Origin of the sequence: Wolbachia endosymbiont of Drosophila incompta (genome assembly GCF_001758565.1) — a bacterium.
In the GTDB taxonomy this organism is placed as follows: domain Bacteria; phylum Pseudomonadota; class Alphaproteobacteria; order Rickettsiales; family Anaplasmataceae; genus Wolbachia; species Wolbachia pipientis.
Window position 1 is genome coordinate 831,319 of the sequence record NZ_CP011148.1, and the last position, 18,156, is coordinate 849,474.

Consider the following 18,156-nt stretch of genomic DNA (forward strand, 5'->3'; position numbering starts at 1 on the left):
AGTTTTACAAGTTCCAGTAATTGAAACAAATACAGAGAAAGGAACAATCACATATGAAGATCCAAACGGGGAAAAAATAGAAGTTCCAGTGACAAAAGGAAAATGTAAACTGCAATGGAAACCTGATTGGGGAATGAGGTGGGCCGCATTTGGAGTAAATTACGAAGCTCACGGAAAAGATTTAACTCCATCTGCTGTGCTTTCAAGTCAAATATGTGAAATACTTGGAGAAAAGCCACCACTTCTGTTTTGCTACGAGCTTTTCCTTGATAAAGAAGGAAAGAAAATATCAAAATCAAAAGGAAATGGTATTTCAATTGAAGAGTGGCTAACTTACGCACCAACAGAGAGCTTAGCATTGTACATTTTTCAGAGTCCTAAAAAAGCTAAACGTTTATATTTTGATGTGATACCAAAATCAACTGATGAATATTTAGAATTTGTAAAGCGTTATCATGAGAACAAAGAAAAGGATATAAATAATCCTGCTTGGCACATTCACCAGGGCAATGTTCCCAGTATAGAAACTTCAGGCATAAATTTCTCACTACTTTTAAACCTAGCAGCAGCTTGTAATGCTGAAAACAAAGAGATCCTATGGGGTTTTATATCCTCTTATGCACCAAACGTTACACCAGAAAATAATAAAATGCTTGATAGACTTTCAGACTTTGCAGTAAAGTATTATCACGATTTTATCAAGCCAACAAAATCATATAAAACTCCAAATGAAAAAGAAAAAGCAGCGTTACTAGATTTGAAGGACACTTTACATTCTCTATCTACAACTGCTACTGCTGAAGAAATTCAATCTCAGGTATTTTCTATTGGAAAAAAATATGATTACACCAACTTACGTGACTGGTTTCAGCTATTATATGAAACGTTACTTGGCCAAAAAACCGGTCCAAGAATGGGATCTTTCATAAAGCTTTACGGAATAGGTAATACGATTTCTCTCATAGAAAGCGCTACTAAATGTATACTTTAGAGTTTACCTCCTTTCATTTGAGCTCTTTAGTTTTAATAAGAATTCCTTGACAAACTCCGCTAGCCCCCTTATCATGAAACTGAAGCTATTGTATTTGCTTTCGCCAATCTGCAGATTAAAAGGTAAGGATTACTTAATGTATTGGTGTCTTATGTTCAATTTTTTGCAGTATATAGATACTGTATGTCTTTACAAAACTTCATCTACATCTAGATTTTTATCTAAATAAGCTGAACGCGCTTATAAAGCGTTACAAGACATCAAAAAATGCCAATACTCGACAGAGATAGTAAAAGACTAGCTAAYTCGGGGATTCTTTGTCTTTTTTTCTGCTTAGTAAATTTCTTAAACGTTTGCAGCGTAAGTTAGTTGCAATTAAAAGCAGCTGAATTTCGCTTGTCAAGCGTTTAAAACATAAAAAACGCCAATATTTTAAAGCGGATAATAACCACGGGGCTTCTTTTGCCTTTTTTTTCATTTGGTAAATTTCTTAATGTTTGTGGCTGAACGACAACCGTCATCCCGCTACTTGTTAGCGGGATCTCTTGTTAGCGGCTGAGATACCGCGAATGAATCGCGGTATGACGGTTCGCGGCGGCATGAAGATAAGGTTTATACCTTGTCATCCCAGTGCTTGACACTGGGATCCAGCTTTCTTTATAAATTCACCAAAAGTGCTTCATTCTATAACGCAAAACCCATACTCACCAAATCCAATGCATTACTTGCAATTAAGTTTCCTGGATCCCAGTGTCTGGGCACTGGGATGACACCATCATAAAGGAATCAGTGTCAGCTACTTTCATGACACCATTCTTTTTCCTGGATCCAAGTAGTCGAGCTACTTGGATGACAGCTAGCCTGACAACCGTCATCCCGCTACCTGTTAGCGGCTAAGAGATACCGCGAATGAATCGCGGTATGACGGTGTAGACGATGGTTAAGTATCCCGCTGCTTGTTAGCGCCGCGGCGGTATGACGGTTCGTGGTGGTATGACGTAGAGTGCTTAGAAGCTGTTATTTTGCTATAAATGGCTGTAATGGCATCATCTATTTTATTGCTATCACAGCCTGTTTGTGCAAGTTCAGCATTCCCACCACAGTTCTTTTTAACTGCTATGGATATTAGTTCTTTTGCGCTAATCTTATTGATTAAGTCTTTACTTACTTTAATAATCAAGACTGTTTTATCTTTTTCTGTTGCCGTAAAAGCTATTACCGTTTTTGGTTTTTGTTGCTGCAAAACAAACTCTCTTATTACATTTGCTGGAATATCAGTGAAAGTGTGGCTTATAAAATTTATTCCATTTATTTCGGTGCTTTTTATATTCTCTGCACTCACAAGCTTTTTATACAGGTTTTTTATTTTGGTTTCGGATTTTTTATGTTCTTGACTTAAAATACTTAATCTGCTTGTTATTTCACTCACTGGCGCTTTTACGAATTCTGCAACTTTTTTTAAGTTAATTTCATTATCACGTACATAATTGATTGCTTCCTGACCAGTTAAAGCTTCAATTCTCCTCACTCCAAAAGCAACAGAACTCTCTGTTACTATCTTAAACAAACCAATTTCTCCAGTATGTTCAACGTGTGTGCCACCACACAGTTCCCTTGAATCTCCAATCTTCACTACTCTTACTTGGTTGCCATATTTTTCACCGAATAACGCCATAGCTCCTTCGTCTATTGCCTGATTCATGCTTTGAATTTTTGTAGATGCGGAAAGATTTTCTCTGATTAGAGAGTTTACCATATCCTCTACCCAAAACAACTGATCTTGAGTCATTTGAGTGTTATGGCTGAAGTCGAATCTCAGTCTATCTGGTGCAACTAGGGAACCTTTTTGAGTGACATGATCACCTAGAATTTTTCTGAGTGTAAAGTGCAGAAGATGTGTAGCTGAATGATTTCTTCTTAAGGTTTGCCTTCTTTCCTTGTCAATGCTTGCTGCAACTGTGTTACCTTTACAAATTGAACCGAACTTAACTATGCATCTGTGCAAATATAGGTCATTAACCTTATTGGTATTCTCGACTATAATAATACTTCTATCAGATTTGATCAGACTGCCAGTATCTCCCACTTGTCCACCTGACTCGCCATAAAAAGGTGTTTTATCAAGTATAATGGTTATCTTTTCTCCCTCCTTTGCAGAATCAATTACTTCATTTTTAGAGGAAACTATAGCTAGTATTTTCGCATCACTTACTTCATTGAACTCATAACCAACAAATTTTGTTTTGCCAAATTTATTGATCAAATCAAACCATACTTGCTCAACAGATTTTTCACCAGATCCAGCCCATTTAGCACGTGCTCTCTCTTTTTGTTCTCCCATTGCATCATCAAAACCCTTCTGGTCAAAATTTATTTTTTTCTCTTTTAAAATATCAAGTGTAATATCCAAAGGAAATCCGTAGGTGTCATATAGCTTAAACGCTGATTCTCCAGGCAAAGTATCGCCCGATTTTAAATCTGTAGTGAATTTCTCCAGGAGATTGATACCTTTCATCAAAGTGTCTTTAAAGTTTTCTTCCTCTGATTTTAACGTCGTTTCTATTAAGCTTTTAGCTCTGACTAATTCAGCTCCCATATAAGCCGAACTCGTGCTATCTATCAACACTGGAAAAATACGATGGAGTAGGGAATCATTATATCCAAGCAGGTGAATATAACGTGTGGCTCTCCTAATTAATCTGCGTAATACGTAATTCCTGCCCTCATTTCCAGGAAGCACTCCTTCTGCGATGAGAAATGCAGCCGCGCGAAGATGATCTGCTATGATCTTATGCGCTATTTTATTTTCCGTTCTTCCACAGTACTCTTGTGATTTACTTATCAGAGCAGAAAATAGATCAATATCATAGTTATCATGGACGTTTTGCATAACAGCCGCTATTCTTTCAAGGCCCATTCCAGTATCGATGCATTTTTTTGGCAATTTGTGTAAATTACCTTCTTCATCTTTGTTAAACTCCATGAATACCAGATTCCAGATTTCAACAATTCTATCGCCCTCTTGTAAATTAGGACTCCCATGGTCATAAAAAATTTCAGAACATGGACCGCACGGACCAGTGCTTCCCATACTCCAAAAGTTATCATCCGTTGTAATTCTTATGATTTTATCACTTGAAAAGCCACTTATCTTACGCCAAATCTCGTACGCCTCATCATCAGTATGGTAGACGGTTATGGATAGTCTGTTTTTATCAAGAGATAACTCTTTAGTGATAAATTCCCACGCAAATTCTATCGCAGTTTCCTTAAAGTAATCACCGAAGCTAAAATTTCCGAGCATTTCAAAAACTGTGTGGTGCCGAGTTGTATAGCCAACATTTTCCAGATCATTGTGTTTACCGCCTGCTCTTAGGCACTTTTGACTTGAGACAGCACGTTTCATTTCAGTTTTTTGAGCACCAGTAAAAATATTTTTAAACTGCACCATACCAGCATTTGTGAACATGAGCGTTGGGTCATGTTCTGGAATCAAAGGAGAAGAAGAAACCTGCTCGTGGTCATTATTTANNNNAAATTTTATAAATCTTTCTCTGATTTCGTTTAGCTTCATCGTTTTTATTGAGGTTATCTATAAATAATAAGTTGTAATGGAAATAAAATCAATACCACTCTCTAGATCTCAGAACTTCTAGTGACATGCACCTTGTGGTAAGAAAAAATCAATATATTCACGATAAATTTACCTCATATCTGTGTTTTATATGTGGAAATTGGAATGGAAATTTATGTAGGCAAAGAAAAAAGAATAGCAAATGTGGTGACTCAACACTGGAATGACATAAAAGGATCAGACAGAGATTGGCCAGAAAGGCATGAAATAGACACTGCAGAAATAATGGAATCATGGCAGCATTGTTTTGTCATTGAAGTCAAGGATCAAGGTTATATTTGTGAAAATGCAGGAGAAAAGGCTGTTGAATTCTATGGTTTTGAGAAAAAGACGCGCATTGATAATAAGTATGCAATTGATGCACCATTTTTGCGACTATATAAAATAGATGCAGTTATTGATAAACTTGATACTGTAATAGAGAGTAAATGCCCGATCAATGAAGAGGAAGAAAGTGAAAGTGTTAAAATGAGGCAAGTATTGTTGCCACTTGGGAATAAAGAAGGTATAACACACATATTGGGCGTAATTACTTTTAAACTCCTTTAATATACAATTTTAATTTGATTCTTTAATAAAATTATTTATACTAATGCTTAATTACTATTAAAGAATTCAATAGTAGTGCTTGTAAATTTATTTGGAATATGAAGAAAATAAAATTAAAAACCAAATCTTCTGTGAAAAAGCGCTTTCACCTTACAGCTAAGGGTAAAGTTATTTCTACTCAGTCAGGCAAAAGGCATGGCATGGTAAAGAGAAGTAAATCTAATATTCGTAATCAGCGCGGTACAACGATTCTTGGTAAATCTGACTCGCGTATAGTTAAGCTTCATATGCCTTACGGTATTTAACAAAATGGAGGTAAAATAAAATGGCTCGGGTAAAACGTGGAGTCACTACTCACGCTCGTCATAAAAAAATATTGAAACTGGCAAAGGGTTATAGAGGGCGTGCAAAAAGCTGTTATAGAATTGCATTACAAAGAGTTGAAAAAGCACTGCAATATGCTTACAGAGACAGAAGAACCCGTAAACGTGATTTCCGTAGCTTATGGATAATACGTATTAATGCAGCAGCAAGAGAGCATGGGCTTACTTATGGTAGGTTTATGCATGGTCTTACACTTGCCGGCATTGATTTAAATAGAAAAATTCTTGCTGAGATGGCAGTTAATTATAAGGATGATTTTGCCAAATTAGTAGAAACTGTAAGTGGTAAATTAGCGGAGAATTCTTAAAGCAAAAACACCATGAGAATTATTTTCATGGGATCACCAGGATTTGCTGTTAATTCTCTGAGCTTGTTACTGAAATCAAAGAGCGAAGTGGTGGCAGTATACACCAAGGCTCCAAAACCTTCGGGGCGTGGACAGAAGCCAACGAAATCTCCAGTACATGTTATCGCTGAAGAAAGTAACATAGAGGTATGTACTCCTATCTCTCTAAAGTTCTCGGCAGAGCAAGAAAAATTTAGAAATTTCAAGCCAGATGTTGCGGTTGTTGCCGCGTATGGATTGATACTTCCAAGAGAAATTTTGAATATTCCTAAATATGGTTGTATTAATATTCATCCTTCATTACTACCAAGGTGGCGTGGTGCAGCCCCGATACAGCACACAATTTTAGCAGGAGATCAAGAAACCGGGGTTAGCATTATGCAATTGGATGAAGGATTAGATTCCGGCACTATTTTAAAACAGGAAAAATTTCTTATCGAAAAGAACGATAATTACAAGACATTGCATGATAAATTATCTAAGCTAGGCAGTGATTTACTGCTGAAAGTGCTAAACGAAATTGAAAAACAGCTTCCCTTAAAACAGAACGATAACGATGCATGTTACGCTGACAAAGTGGAAGACTATAAAATTTATGCAAGTGATGCTTGTGAAGTTGCTTATAGAAAAGTTAAAGCGTTTTACCCAAAAGCATTCATTAAGATAGAAAATAAACGTATCAGGATACTTGATGCTGACTTTGAAGCTCTCGCTTCAGAACAAGGTAAGATTGTTAACGATAATATGCACATAAGTTTAAAAGGTGGCACTTTAATTCCTAAAGTTGTACAAATGGAAGGGAGAAATCCTTGCAGTATTGAAGATTTTATTCGTGGCTTGAAATCAAGCATGGTAAAAAAATTTATAGAATAGGCTGCTTTAAATTAGTGTAGAAATGTAATAGCTAAATTTCCTTTTCTTAGATATAATCTTAAAAAACTTTCCATATAAAAATGAAAATAAAAAGAGCTTTAATATCAGTATACGATAAAACGAATATAATTGATCTTGCATCGTTTTTAACGCAACAACAAATAGAAATTCTTTCAACGGGCAATACTTATAAAGTGCTATCTAGTGCAGGAATAAAAACACAAGAGGTCTCAGATTACACACAATTTCCAGAGATACTGGGTGGTAGAGTAAAAACTTTACACCCTAAAATTCATGGAGGCATACTTTGCAATAGAGAAAAACACAAAACGGAAATACAAAATCTAGGTATTGAGCCAATAGAACTGCTTATAACTAACCTATACCCATTTTGGGAGACAGTAAGTAGCGGCTCAAATGAAGAGCAAATTATAGAACAAATTGATATCGGCGGAGTGGCGTTAATTAGAGCTGCAGCAAAAAACTTTCGTTTTACTTCAGTTATTTCTAGCATTCAAGACTATGAAGCACTGAAAGCTGAGATGATAGAAAATAACAATAAAACAACATTGGAATATAGAAAACACTTAGCAACCAAAGCATTTGCTCTCACTGCACACTACGATTCTAATATTCACAGTTGGTTTTTATCCCAGAGTAAAAATAATGAGTTACCAGAGTTTTTTGCTCTATACGGGCATAAAGTACAAGAACTCAGGTATGGTGAAAATCCCCATCAAAAAGCTGCATTTTATAGTAATCAATTTACAGAATATCCGTTGGAAAAACTACATGGAAAAGAGTTGAGTTATAATAATATAGTAGATATAGAATCCGCACTTAACATAACTTCTGAATTCGAAGAACCTGCAGCAGTGATAATCAAGCATAATAACCCATGTGGCGCTGCTATTGGTAATAATGCTTTGGAGGCATATGAAAAAGCTCTATCGTGCGATGAAGTAAGCAGTTTTGGTGGTATAGTTGCCTTAAACCGGGAGATAGATTTAAAGCTAGCAGAAAAATTAAACGAGATATTTTTGGAAGTAGTGATAGCACCATCGGTAAACAATGAGGCACTAAAAATTTTACAAAGAAAGAAAAATTTAAGAGTGATTATTCATAAATCTTTTCAACAAAATGTGAAATACCAAACTAAAAATGTTGTTGGTGGGTTTTTGGTGCAAGAAAATAATGACCACACAATAAAAGCAGAACAAGTAACAGAATGCACTGCAACAGACAAAGAAAAAAAAGATCTTATTTTTGCCTGGAAAATATGTAAGCATGTGAAATCCAACGCAATAGTTATAGCAAAAGATGGTTGTGCTATTGGCATCGGTGCAGGGCAAACAAGCAGAATAGATAGTGTGAACATTGCAGTGAAAAAAGCAGGTGAAAAATGTAAAGGTGCAGTGCTTGCTTCAGATGCATTTTTTCCATTCCCAGATAGCATAGTAGAAAGTGCAAAACATGAGATTACAGCTATAATTCAGCCCGGCGGCTCGCTGAAAGATCAAGATGTGATAAAAGCTGCAAATGAAAATAAAATTGCTATGTTTTTCACTGGCGTTCGCAGTTTTTTCCATTAGGCTTTGTGTCTTATCGTCATACCGCCACAAACCGTCATACCGCGATTCATTCGCGGTATCTCTCAACATAGATCCCGCTAGCGGGATGACAAATATACCGCCGCGGCGCTAACAAGAGATCCCGCTAACACGTAGCGGGATGACGAGCTTATCGTGCTGCCACGAACCGTCATGCCTCTGCGAACCGTCATACCGCGATTCATTCGCGGTATCTCAGCCGCTAACAAGCAGCGGGATGACGGTTGTCGTTTAGCTATAAATGTTTAAGAAATTTACTAAATGAAAAAAAAGGCAAAAGAAGCCCTGAGGTTATTATCCGCTTTAAAATATTGGCGTTTTTTATGTTTTAAACGCTTGACAAGCGAGATTCAGCCGCTTTTAATTGCAACTAACTTACGCTGCAAACGTTTAAGAAATTTACTAAGCAGAAAAAAAGACAAAGAATCCCCGAATTAGCTAGTCTTTTACTATCTCTGTCGAGTATTGGCATTTTTTGATGTCTTGTAACGCTTTATAAGCGCGTTCAGCTTATTTAGATAAAAATCTAGATGTAGATGAAGTTTTGTAAAGACATACAGTATCTATATACTGCAAAAAATTGAACATAAGAAGCCGATACATTAAGTAATCCTTACCTTTTAATCTGCAGATTGGCGAAAGCAAATACAATAGCTTCAGTCTCATGATAAGAGGGCTGGCGGAGTTTGTCAAGTAAGTTTTTTTGTTTCTATGGGTCAGTTGGACTTAAAGTCTACACAAAAAACGTTTACAACCAACGTTCAACATGGTAAATTAAAAACGGTTTATTCCTCGGTAGCTCAGTGGTAGAGCAGTTGGCTGTTAACCAATTGGTCGCTGGTTCGAATCCGGCCCGGGGAGCTCTTCTCTGTGAAATTCTAGTGTTGATTTTATATGAACATTAAATCAGTGGTTTTATGTATACTAGATGGCTGGGGAAATGGAATAGAGAATAATAAATACAACGCTATCAGCAACGCAAATCCACCCTGTTGGCAATATATTAGCTCTAATTATCCAAAATGCAGTTTATCCGCCTGTGGAGCTGATGTGGGGTTACCTGGTGGTCAAATAGGTAACTCAGAAGTTGGCCATATGAATATTGGCAGTGGTAGAGTGGTAATACAAAGCCTTCAGCGCATTAATCAAGAGATTGGAACAATAGAAAACAATGTAAATCTACAAAGTTTTATTAATGATCTAAAAAGTAAGAACGGAGTATGCCATATAATGGGATTGGTGTCCGATGGTGGTGTTCATTCGCATCAAAAGCATATTTCAACTTTAGCAAATAAAATATCACAGCATGGAATAAAAGTGGTGATACATGCATTTTTAGATGGCAGAGACACATTGCCAAAGTCAGGAAAAAAATGCATTCAAGAATTTACAAAGAGTATAAAGGGAAATGACACAAGAATTGCTACTGTTTCTGGGCGTTACTATGCTATGGACCGTGACAACAGGTGGAAGAGAACAATCGAAGCTTATGAGGCTATCGCATTTGCAAAGGCACCTTGTCATGATAATGCAGTATCGTTGATTGAGAATAACTATCAAAATAACATAACTGATGAGTTTATCAGGCCCGCAGTAATAGGTGATTATCAAGGTATAAAACCAGAAGATGGAGTGCTGTTGGCTAACTTTCGTGCTGATCGAATGATACAATTAGCAAGTATTTTGCTTGGCAAAACAGATTACGCTAAGGTAGCAAAATTCTCTTCAATTTTAAGTATGATGAAGTATAAAGAAGATCTCAAAATTCCTTATATTTTTCCTCCTACTTCTTTCGCTGATACTCTAGGACAAACAATAGAAGACAATAAATTACGACAATTACGTATCGCCGAAACCGAGAAATACGCTCATGTGACTTTCTTTTTCAATTGTGGAAAAGAAGAACCTTTCTCTGGTGAAGAAAGAATACTCATTCCCTCACCAAAAGTTCAAACTTACGATTTGCAGCCCGAAATGTCAGCCTTCGAGCTCACAGAAAAGCTTGTAGAAAAAATTCACTCCCAAGAATTCGCACTGATAGTTGTAAATTACGCTAATCCTGATATGGTAGGGCATACAGGTAATATAAAAGCAGCCGAGAAAGCTGTGCTAGCTGTAGATGATTGTCTTGCGAAAGTGCTGAATGCTGTTAAAAAGTCAAGCAACACCGCATTAATTGTTACTGCAGACCATGGTAACGTGGAATGTATGTTCGACGAAGAAAATAATACACCTCATACAGCACACACTCTAAATAAAGTGCCATTTATTGTGTCTTGCGATAATCTAAAACTAAGAGACGGAAGGTTATCTGACATTGCCCCTACTATTTTACAGCTACTTGGAATTAAAAAACCAAACGAAATGACAGGCAGTTCGTTGATTTCTTGCATTACCCTCTGTCATTCCAGCTAGGCAGCGTTATGCACCGGAATGACATCAAATAGATGTGTTTTAACTTAATCCAACTTTTAAATTTTTCGCTGTTAGTACTAATGATTCATTAAAGAAGCTGTCAATATCACCAATACTATCTATATTTTTTGTACTGATAGATTGGTCAATTCTTTTGACCAAATTAGATAAAACTTTATTAGGGCCAATTTCAACAAATTTGTTAATGCCACGGCTTGACATATACAAAACCATTTCTCTCCATTTCACTCTGCTTACAACTTGCTTGGCGAGTAAAGTTTTTATAACTTTGGGATCACTCTCCTCTTTAGCTGTAACATTTGATATCAAAGGAACTATAGGACGGGTTATTTTAATACCCTTCAAAAACTCCAAAACTTTTTCATCAGCAGGTTTCATAAGAGATGAATGAAAAGGCCCACTAACCTGTAATTTAATTAGTTTCCTCACACTCGAGTTTTTGAATAAATCGGGTAACATTTCAAGAGCTTCTCTAGTGCCACTTATAACCACTTGTCCGCCACCGTTATCGTTTGCAATTTCACAAATTCCGTCAATTTGAACTGATTTCAATATATCTTCCACTTCATTTATCTCTGCTCCAAGCAACGCAACCATTCCGCCTTTACATTTCAGTGAAGCTTCATGCATTGCTTCGCTGCGAACTTTCAGCAGCTTGATTGCAGACTCAAGCGTTAACGCTCCTGCAGCACACAGCGCTGTATATTCGCCAACTGAATGCCCACAAACATATTTAACATTGTGATCAGTGAAAAGAGATTTGCCAAACACATGCTCCATAACACGTAGCATTGCAATTGATACTGCCATTATAGCTGGCTGAGCGTTTTCTGTAATGGTTAATTCTTCAATAGGACCGTTGAAGATTAAATGAGACAGCTTTCCATCCAATATGCTATCTACTTCATTAAATACTTGTCTTGCAACAGAAAACTCACTATATAAGCTCTTTCCCATTCCTACAAACTGAGAGCCCTGACCGGGGAAAGCAAAAATCATGATAGTTATTATTTATTCCTTATTAAATATACTACTTTATTTATTTTTTGTCAATATTTTAGAATAATGATTGACTTAGTGAATTAAGTTCACTAGAATATTAGCTGACTAAAAGTTTATAAACAACAATGAATTATCATAAAATTATTATAGTTATGACAGACGGTCAAGAGTTTGAAACTCGTTCCACTTATGGAAAGGAGGGAGATAGGGTAAAACTTGATAGAGATCCTCTTACTCACCCTGCATGGACTGGAAGTTTGACAAGCGGGTTAGCAAGTAAAACTAGCAAATTAGCTAAGTTTAACGATAAATATGGAAGCATTTTCTAATTCTCCTCCTCTTTAAGTTTTAGAGAGTTTACTGAAGCATGCATAAATACAAAAATATAGGCTATGTTGCTTCTCCATCACCAAAATCGCAGGAAGTATCTAAACTATTAAAGAAACTTAATTTTATCAATATAACAGAAGAAAATAAGTCCGAAATCGATCTATTGATAGTTGTTGGCGGTGATGGCTTTATGCTACGCACTTTGCACAATTACGTCATAGAAAATAAAAACATGCATGTGTATGGGATAAACACTGGCAATGTTGGGTTTTTGATGAATAAATGCTTTAGCTGCAGTGAAGATTTAATTGATCATATAGAGCATGCAACTTCAACTCAGTTAACTTTGCTAAAAATGGAAGCAACAGACACAAGTGGCAAGAGATATCATTACATAGCAGTAAACGAAGTATACGTTTTTAGAAAAGCGAACCAAATAGTAGAGATGAATATTACTATTAATGATAAGCTAAAAGTAGAAAAATTTAGAGGGGACGGAGTAATATTATCTACCCCCACAGGCAGCACTGCATACAACTTCTCTGCCGGTGGCCCAATCTTGCCGCTAAATTCAAATTTACTTGCACTCACTTCTATCAATAGCTATTACCCAAGGCATTGGAATGGAGCGTTAATATCAAACGATACAATCGTACAAATTGACATTAACGACACAAAAAACCGTCCAGCACTTGTAGTATCAGATTACAAGGAGTTTCATAATATATCACAGATAAAAATACAAAAAGACCACGAAAACACAATAACTTTGCTTTTTGACAAAGATTACCCTCTGAATGAAAGAATCTTTGATAGACAATTTCTATACTAATAATTATCCGTAAATTGGTATTTACTATATCTTAATAACTATAGCGTAATCAATGCAGCATAGTAATTAACTTTGGAGTGAATATGCCTGGACCAGTAAATGAAGAACAAACAGTAACATTAATTTCTTCCACATCAATAAGTGAAGATGGCGAGATAACACCAGGAATTTTACCAATACCAGCACTTAGGACAAGTACTCCGAAAAAAAATGATGAAAATACAGCTTTAGAAGCTTTGTTAGAGGAAGAATTTAAAGAGAAAAAAAACAGCAATGCTAATTCAAGAGATCCGTTAACTCTTGAGACTCAAGTATCACCTCCTTCCCTAGAAGAAACAAAAGGTGAAGAAACTCATGTTGACGTGCCACAAAATTCAACTCTAAGCAGATCCCCTTCTCAAGAGACAGTATTTGATGATCCTGATGATCTTGATAAAACATTAACACGGTTAAGCAGAGAATCAAGTAACAAACTTAGCAATGTACCTTCAACTTCTCCACCATCATATAAGACAGATGACTCTGAAGAGTCTTTGTCACTAAATTCTGATGTAGGTGGCACAACAAATAAAAAAACAAACAGATTCTTGCCAAGAGCAAAGTATTCCATGCAGCAGAAGGGCTTTATAATTTTTACTGCAAGTGCTATTATACTCAGTATATCTGCAGCTTTATTATATTTACAAGATAAAGCAAAATTTATTGCATTTTTTACAAACAGCCCAAAATATATCACTATACCAGTTATCGCACTTGCTGCATTGCTTGCAATTGGTCCAATATTTTTTGCAACAAGGCAATTTATAGATACTGAAGAACATTCCATTCAAAAAAAAGATGCGGATAAAATTTTAGCTGAGGTGTTGGAGCACCAGCCAAAAGATAAAGCTATAAAATCTGTAAGACTGGAATATAGCAATGGCACTCATTCAAATTTTGTACTTAATGCTTGGGAAGCTAAACAAGGCTTCACTAACATTGACGAAAAAGTAATTACTAGAACTAATAAAATAAAATCAGTAATTAACGACAGACCAATATTTACTGCATTATTTACTGGTGTAGTTGCTGCAAATATAGCGTTTCCTCTAGGGCTACTTGCAACACATGGTGTTAATGGTGTACAAAAATTTTACCAAAACCCTTTGACTAATAACATAGGATTATCATTACTTATAGGTTCTGGTATACTTGCATTATCAATTATATGTCTTGGCGTGCATTATTATAGAAAAACAAATTGCACTAACCTTATATATTCTGAAGAAGAGATTGATCCTAAAGATGTTAATGGGAAATTCATTGAGGAAATAAAACGAGAAAGAACAAATGTTCTTGGGGAAAATCACAGTAAAGACGCTAAACGCAGCAGCTTAACGCTTGAGCAAGTTGTGGTTCAATCTCATAATTGTAAGGATATTGTTTATAGTGTCGGTTAATAAAATGCATGATATAGCTAGTGCAGCCCTACGTCATACCGCTGCAGACCGTCATACCGCGATTCATTCGCGGTATCTCTAGATCCCGCTAACACGTAGCGGGATGACGATTGTCAGGGTAGCACCTCCCTCCCCTGTCATCCAAGTAGCTGACTGACCTTACCCAGAAAAAGTGGAGAGAAAGTTTGGAATGTTTTTCACAAAGAGAATGATGAATCAAAATGCTCAGGAATGCAATAGTTAATAGTGACGTTGTTTGTTATAAAAAATTTCTATATATTCAAATATAGCAGTTTTGATATGCTGTTTAGAGTGCCGAGAGGTGTCTATTGGTAACTCCCTTTTTAGAGAACTGAAGAAGCTTTCCACAACAGAATTGTCGTAACAACAACCTTTATAACTCATCTATGTTTTTTATGGATAAGAGATATTGATAACCTTGCGAAGTATATTGTGAACCTTGATCACTATGTAATAGTAGATTTTTGGCAGGTTTACGCTTGTTAACGGCCATTAATAAAGAGTCCATAACCAATTGTTTATTTATTGAACTGCTCATTAACTACCATGCGTGAATATAGATCGATTATTGTTGCCAAATATAGCCATCCTTCTTTGGTTTTTATATAAGTAATCCCATACTTTATTTGGTTGATCGACAATAAAGTTTTGGTCTAATATATTGGGAGCTACTGTCCGTTTGTTGTTTCTTAATTTTAAATTTTCTTCTCAATATAGCCTGAATACCATTTTTCTGCATAATACTTTGCACTGTTTTTAAGTTGCAACTTTTACCCAAAGCCTTCAATTCAGCATGCATTTTAGGAGCTCCATATCTACATTTAGAAACTTGATATATTTTTTGAATAGCTGCGAGTAGCTCTTTATTTGCTGATTCTCTACTGCTTATTTTTCTTGTGGTCCACTTATAGTAGCCACTAGCAGAAAATCCTACATAATTCCTGTACTTTATAGCAGTTACTATACTCTTTTATAAAAAAATATTTTACTCTTTTTGACTGGCCAGGGCTTTTTTTTAAATGTCTCTTTCCCTTGTTACTCTTGCTTTGTAAATCAAACCTCTCTTTGTCGTAAGGAGCCATGTTACCTCTACCTGGAAATGCATCTGCTGCCGACTTTTTTCGTTGTGTTTCTTTATCCATTTTCCTAATAAACCACCCTTTATTCCTAAATCCTTTGCTATTTTTGTAATTGTTTGACCTGCCTTTCTTTGTTCATTTGCCAGTTTAACAGCTTCCAATTTGAATTCTGCCGTATATTCTCTTGCCATTTCTAATCCTCCAAAATTTTATTTTACCCGAAAAAACTCCTTTCTTTCTCTCCACTTTTTCTGGGTAAAGTCAGTCTGTCCAGGTTCCAAGATCGGTGTCAAAAATTGCTCAAACCATCCATTAAAAACATCCATATTACAGTGGCCTTCAAAGGTTAACGGAACAACTATCTTTCTTCCACTTAAGGCTGCAACCATACTGATTCGTTGAGTTTTCTTTCCAGATTTTAAGGCATAAAACCGCTGTCCTTTCTGGCAATATCCGTAGTTCGGTGTTATCAATGCCAGACTCATCTATATACACTAAGTTTTTAGGTTCTTTTGTCGCTATAATTTTCAAAAATTCAGCACGTTTTTCTTCGTTTCTTTCCTTGTATCCATATGTCTTTTTTTGCGCGTAAATCCAATTTTTTTAAGGGCTCGATAGATCGTTTGGATACTAACGTTGTTCCAAAGTTTAGCCATTTCCGATAGAGTCTTTCCTCCGTGTTCTCTGGCAAATTTGGCAAAGGTATCCCAGTCGGTAATTTTGTGATTGTAACCCCCATTTCCAAGTTTTTTTGATTGAAAGTCTCCTGTTTCTTTTCTTCTTTGCTGCCACTCCCATAAAGTAGTTCGTCCAATCTTAAATCTTGCTGCCACTGTTTCTCTGCTTTCTCCTTCGTCTAGCGCTTCCATTGCTTTTTTTCTTAAATCATAACTATATGCTGCTGGCATTCAACCTCCTTATCATCATCTACCCTTATCACATCCGGACTTCTATGGAAAGAGCTATATTTTTATCAATTCTGCAATCATTTATCTTAATATTAAGTTTCTTTTGATGCTTGTGAATAGCTGCAAATCTCTTCCTATTTGTTGCAAATACCCTTTTATAAACCCGACTGTTTGTCTTAGAGGTTGTCCGGAAACTGACGATTATATGCACCAAAATCACAACTTTATCACTATAAATATAGTTGCCGCCCTGCATTTTTGGACAATTCTCGTACCAATTTTCTATGGCGTCATTGATATAACAAAAAATGCTTCCTCTTTCTTGGAGAAATTTGTTATATTCATGGCAGTTACTGACTCTCATTTTTTGTGGCATATTTTTTCTTCAACAGTTAAATGGCTATTTATAATGAATTTTGTCAGTAACTGCCAGTTCTTTTCACTTGAGCGATGCAACAAGGCCCACTGGGATCCAGGAAAGTTTGCTTGTAAGCAAGCAAACTAGCATGGAAAGTTTATACTAAATGAATGTTTTTGATGAGGTTGCACAGAAGCTGGATCCCAGTGTCAAGCACTGGGATGACATCATCCTTTTTTGGATTCCAGACTGGAATGACAGCAGTCCTACGTCATACCGCCGCGGTATTTCCAGATCCCGCTAACACGTAGCGGGATGATGGTTGTCAGGGTGTTGTCCAAGTAGCCTCCTTCTTCTGTTATCCAAGTAGCCTCTTTCTTGTCATCCCAGTGCTCCTTTCTTGTCATCCCAGTGCCCAGACACTGGGATCCAGGAAACTTAACTTTACACCAGGTAATAAGAACTGGATTCCAGCGTCACGCGCTGGAATGACAGCAGTCCTACGTCATACCGCGATTCATTCGCGATATCTCAGCCGCTAACAAGAGATCCCGCTAACAAGTGGCGGGATGACGGTTGTCGTTCAGCCACAAACATTAAGAAATTTACCAAATGAAAAAAAAGGCAAAAGAAGCCCCGTGGTTATTATCCGCTTTAAAATATTGGCGTTTTTTATGTTTTAAACGCTTGACAAGCGAAATTCAGCTGCTTTTAATTGCAACTAACTTACGCTGCAAACGTTTAAGAAATTTACTAAGCAGAAAAAAAGACAAAGAATCCCCGAGTTAGCTAGTCTTTTACTATCTCTGTCGAGTATTGGCATTTTTTGATGTCTAGTAACGCTTTATAAGCGCGTTCAGCTTATTTAGATAAAAATCTAGATGTAGATGAAGTTTTGTAAAGACATACAGTATCTATATACTGCAAAAAATTGAACATAAGACGCCGATACATTAAGTAATCCTTACCTTTTAATCTGCAGATTGGCGAAAGCAAATACAATAGCTTCACTATCATGATAAGGGCGCTGGCGGAGTTTGTCAAGGGATTTTTGACGAAATGATTTTGAAAGCAAAGAGCGGGAGAAGGGGTTCGAACCCTCGACCTCAACCTTGGCAAGGTTGCGCTCTACCAACTGAGCTACTCCCGCAATTAAATTAACCTAAATTTACTTAATTATAGGCATATACAGCGATTTGTAAACCCCGTGTACACGAAAAATGTGAGAGCCCATAAATTTGCGTGGTTCCTTCTATGATCTTTTCGTATACTTAAGACTCATTTTTGATTATCATAGGTTTTCAATTGTGCCAAAAAATGTATTAATTTTATGGGAATATTTTTATATAAAGACGACTTGCCAG

General features: G+C 36.4%; 18 protein-coding genes, 2 tRNA genes and 2 pseudogenes (1 of these 22 only partly in view). 14 read left to right on the plus strand and 8 right to left on the minus strand.

Translation table 11 applies throughout. The features are described 5' to 3' along the window. Positions 1-991, plus strand: the 3' portion of a protein-coding gene (locus WG67_RS03670) for a lysine--tRNA ligase (protein ID WP_070356927.1). The gene continues 545 nt to the left of window position 1, outside the view; 991 of the gene's 1,536 nt are visible here — the last part of the coding sequence; its start codon lies off the left edge, out of view; its stop codon occupies positions 989-991. Between the two features lie 301 nt (positions 992-1,292). Here the strand turns inward: WG67_RS03670 and WG67_RS08545 are convergent, their stop codons facing one another. Continuing rightward, positions 1,293-1,469 (minus strand): hypothetical protein, encoded by a 177-nt coding sequence (locus tag WG67_RS08545; RefSeq protein WP_179945712.1) that lies wholly within the window; start codon positions 1,467-1,469, stop codon positions 1,293-1,295. A 462-nt stretch (positions 1,470-1,931) separates the two neighbouring features. Continuing rightward, complete coding sequence (gene alaS, locus WG67_RS03675; protein ID WP_070356928.1) at positions 1,932-4,565, minus strand: alanine--tRNA ligase; 2,634 nt, start codon at positions 4,563-4,565, stop codon at positions 1,932-1,934. Between the two features lie 165 nt (positions 4,566-4,730). On the opposite strand from alaS, the gene WG67_RS03680 reads away from it, so the two are divergent. The 8 genes from WG67_RS03680 (at position 4,731) to gpmI (ending at position 10,802) form a co-directional block, all read left to right on the plus strand. Beyond that, the gene (locus tag WG67_RS03680) at positions 4,731-5,174 is read left to right on the plus strand and encodes a PAS domain-containing protein (RefSeq protein WP_010962890.1); all 444 of its coding nucleotides are present in this window, start codon (positions 4,731-4,733) and stop codon (positions 5,172-5,174) included. 98 nt (positions 5,175-5,272) lie between these two features. Further along, on the plus strand, positions 5,273-5,479 hold the full coding sequence (gene rpmI, locus WG67_RS03685) for a 50S ribosomal protein L35 (RefSeq protein ID WP_007548610.1): 207 nt from the start codon (positions 5,273-5,275) through the stop codon (positions 5,477-5,479). Positions 5,480-5,499: 20 nt separating this feature from the next. Next, on the plus strand, positions 5,500-5,865 hold the full coding sequence (gene rplT, locus WG67_RS03690; RefSeq protein WP_006279340.1) for a 50S ribosomal protein L20: 366 nt from the start codon (positions 5,500-5,502) through the stop codon (positions 5,863-5,865). A gap of 12 nt (positions 5,866-5,877) precedes the next feature. Beyond that, positions 5,878-6,777 (plus strand): methionyl-tRNA formyltransferase, encoded by a 900-nt coding sequence (fmt, locus tag WG67_RS03695; RefSeq protein ID WP_010962892.1) that lies wholly within the window; start codon positions 5,878-5,880, stop codon positions 6,775-6,777. Between the two features lie 80 nt (positions 6,778-6,857). Then, positions 6,858-8,369, plus strand: coding sequence for a bifunctional phosphoribosylaminoimidazolecarboxamide formyltransferase/IMP cyclohydrolase (purH, locus tag WG67_RS03700; RefSeq protein ID WP_010082407.1), 1,512 nt, complete (start codon positions 6,858-6,860; stop codon positions 8,367-8,369). A gap of 279 nt (positions 8,370-8,648) precedes the next feature. Next, on the plus strand, positions 8,649-8,825 hold the full coding sequence (locus tag WG67_RS08550) for a hypothetical protein (RefSeq protein WP_179945713.1): 177 nt from the start codon (positions 8,649-8,651) through the stop codon (positions 8,823-8,825). 351 nt (positions 8,826-9,176) lie between these two features. Next, positions 9,177-9,248 (plus strand) — tRNA-Asn (locus tag WG67_RS03705). Positions 9,249-9,281: 33 nt separating this feature from the next. Then, positions 9,282-10,802: a 2,3-bisphosphoglycerate-independent phosphoglycerate mutase gene (gene gpmI, locus WG67_RS03710; RefSeq protein ID WP_070356929.1), complete on the plus strand. Its 1,521-nt coding sequence runs from the start codon at positions 9,282-9,284 to the stop codon at positions 10,800-10,802. Positions 10,803-10,841: 39 nt separating this feature from the next. Here the strand turns inward: gpmI and fabD are convergent, their stop codons facing one another. Next, on the minus strand, positions 10,842-11,822 hold the full coding sequence (gene fabD, locus WG67_RS03715; RefSeq protein ID WP_038199165.1) for an ACP S-malonyltransferase: 981 nt from the start codon (positions 11,820-11,822) through the stop codon (positions 10,842-10,844). A gap of 128 nt (positions 11,823-11,950) precedes the next feature. On the opposite strand from fabD, the gene rpmE reads away from it, so the two are divergent. The 3 genes from rpmE to WG67_RS03730 all read left to right on the plus strand — a co-directional run bounded on the left by rpmE (position 11,951) and on the right by WG67_RS03730 (position 14,426). After that, complete coding sequence (gene rpmE / locus WG67_RS03720) at positions 11,951-12,154, plus strand: 50S ribosomal protein L31 (protein ID WP_007548602.1); 204 nt, start codon at positions 11,951-11,953, stop codon at positions 12,152-12,154. Positions 12,155-12,192: 38 nt separating this feature from the next. Continuing rightward, a complete protein-coding gene (locus WG67_RS03725) occupies positions 12,193-12,987 on the plus strand; it encodes an NAD kinase (protein ID WP_070356930.1) in 795 nt (264 codons plus the stop codon). An 83-nt stretch (positions 12,988-13,070) separates the two neighbouring features. After that, positions 13,071-14,426 (plus strand): hypothetical protein, encoded by a 1,356-nt coding sequence (locus WG67_RS03730; protein ID WP_070356931.1) that lies wholly within the window; start codon positions 13,071-13,073, stop codon positions 14,424-14,426. A 197-nt stretch (positions 14,427-14,623) separates the two neighbouring features. On the opposite strand, the pseudogene WG67_RS08555 reads toward WG67_RS03730, so the two are convergent. The 4 genes and pseudogenes from WG67_RS08555 to WG67_RS08560 all read right to left on the minus strand — a co-directional run. Further along, positions 14,624-15,717: pseudogene (locus WG67_RS08555) on the minus strand (IS3 family transposase). Between the two features lie 18 nt (positions 15,718-15,735). Further along, positions 15,736-16,011, minus strand: coding sequence for a transposase (locus WG67_RS07700; RefSeq protein WP_369688103.1), 276 nt, complete (start codon positions 16,009-16,011; stop codon positions 15,736-15,738). A 42-nt stretch (positions 16,012-16,053) separates the two neighbouring features. Beyond that, positions 16,054-16,434 (minus strand): helix-turn-helix domain-containing protein, encoded by a 381-nt coding sequence (locus tag WG67_RS07520; protein WP_007549224.1) that lies wholly within the window; start codon positions 16,432-16,434, stop codon positions 16,054-16,056. Between the two features lie 37 nt (positions 16,435-16,471). After that, positions 16,472-16,744, minus strand: a pseudogene (locus WG67_RS08560) (transposase); the annotation flags it as partial. On the opposite strand from WG67_RS08560, the gene WG67_RS06750 reads away from it, so the two are divergent. Continuing rightward, a complete protein-coding gene (locus tag WG67_RS06750) occupies positions 16,640-16,939 on the plus strand; it encodes a hypothetical protein (RefSeq protein ID WP_156768666.1) in 300 nt (99 codons plus the stop codon). The pseudogene WG67_RS08560 and the gene WG67_RS06750 sit on opposite strands and share 105 nt — an antisense overlap. 465 nt (positions 16,940-17,404) lie before the next feature. Then, a complete protein-coding gene (locus WG67_RS08565; protein ID WP_179945715.1) occupies positions 17,405-17,581 on the plus strand; it encodes a hypothetical protein in 177 nt (58 codons plus the stop codon). Between the two features lie 288 nt (positions 17,582-17,869). Here WG67_RS08565 and WG67_RS03755 read toward each other — a convergent pair. Then, positions 17,870-17,942 (minus strand) — tRNA-Gly (locus tag WG67_RS03755). Between the last annotated feature and the right edge of the window lie 214 nt (positions 17,943-18,156).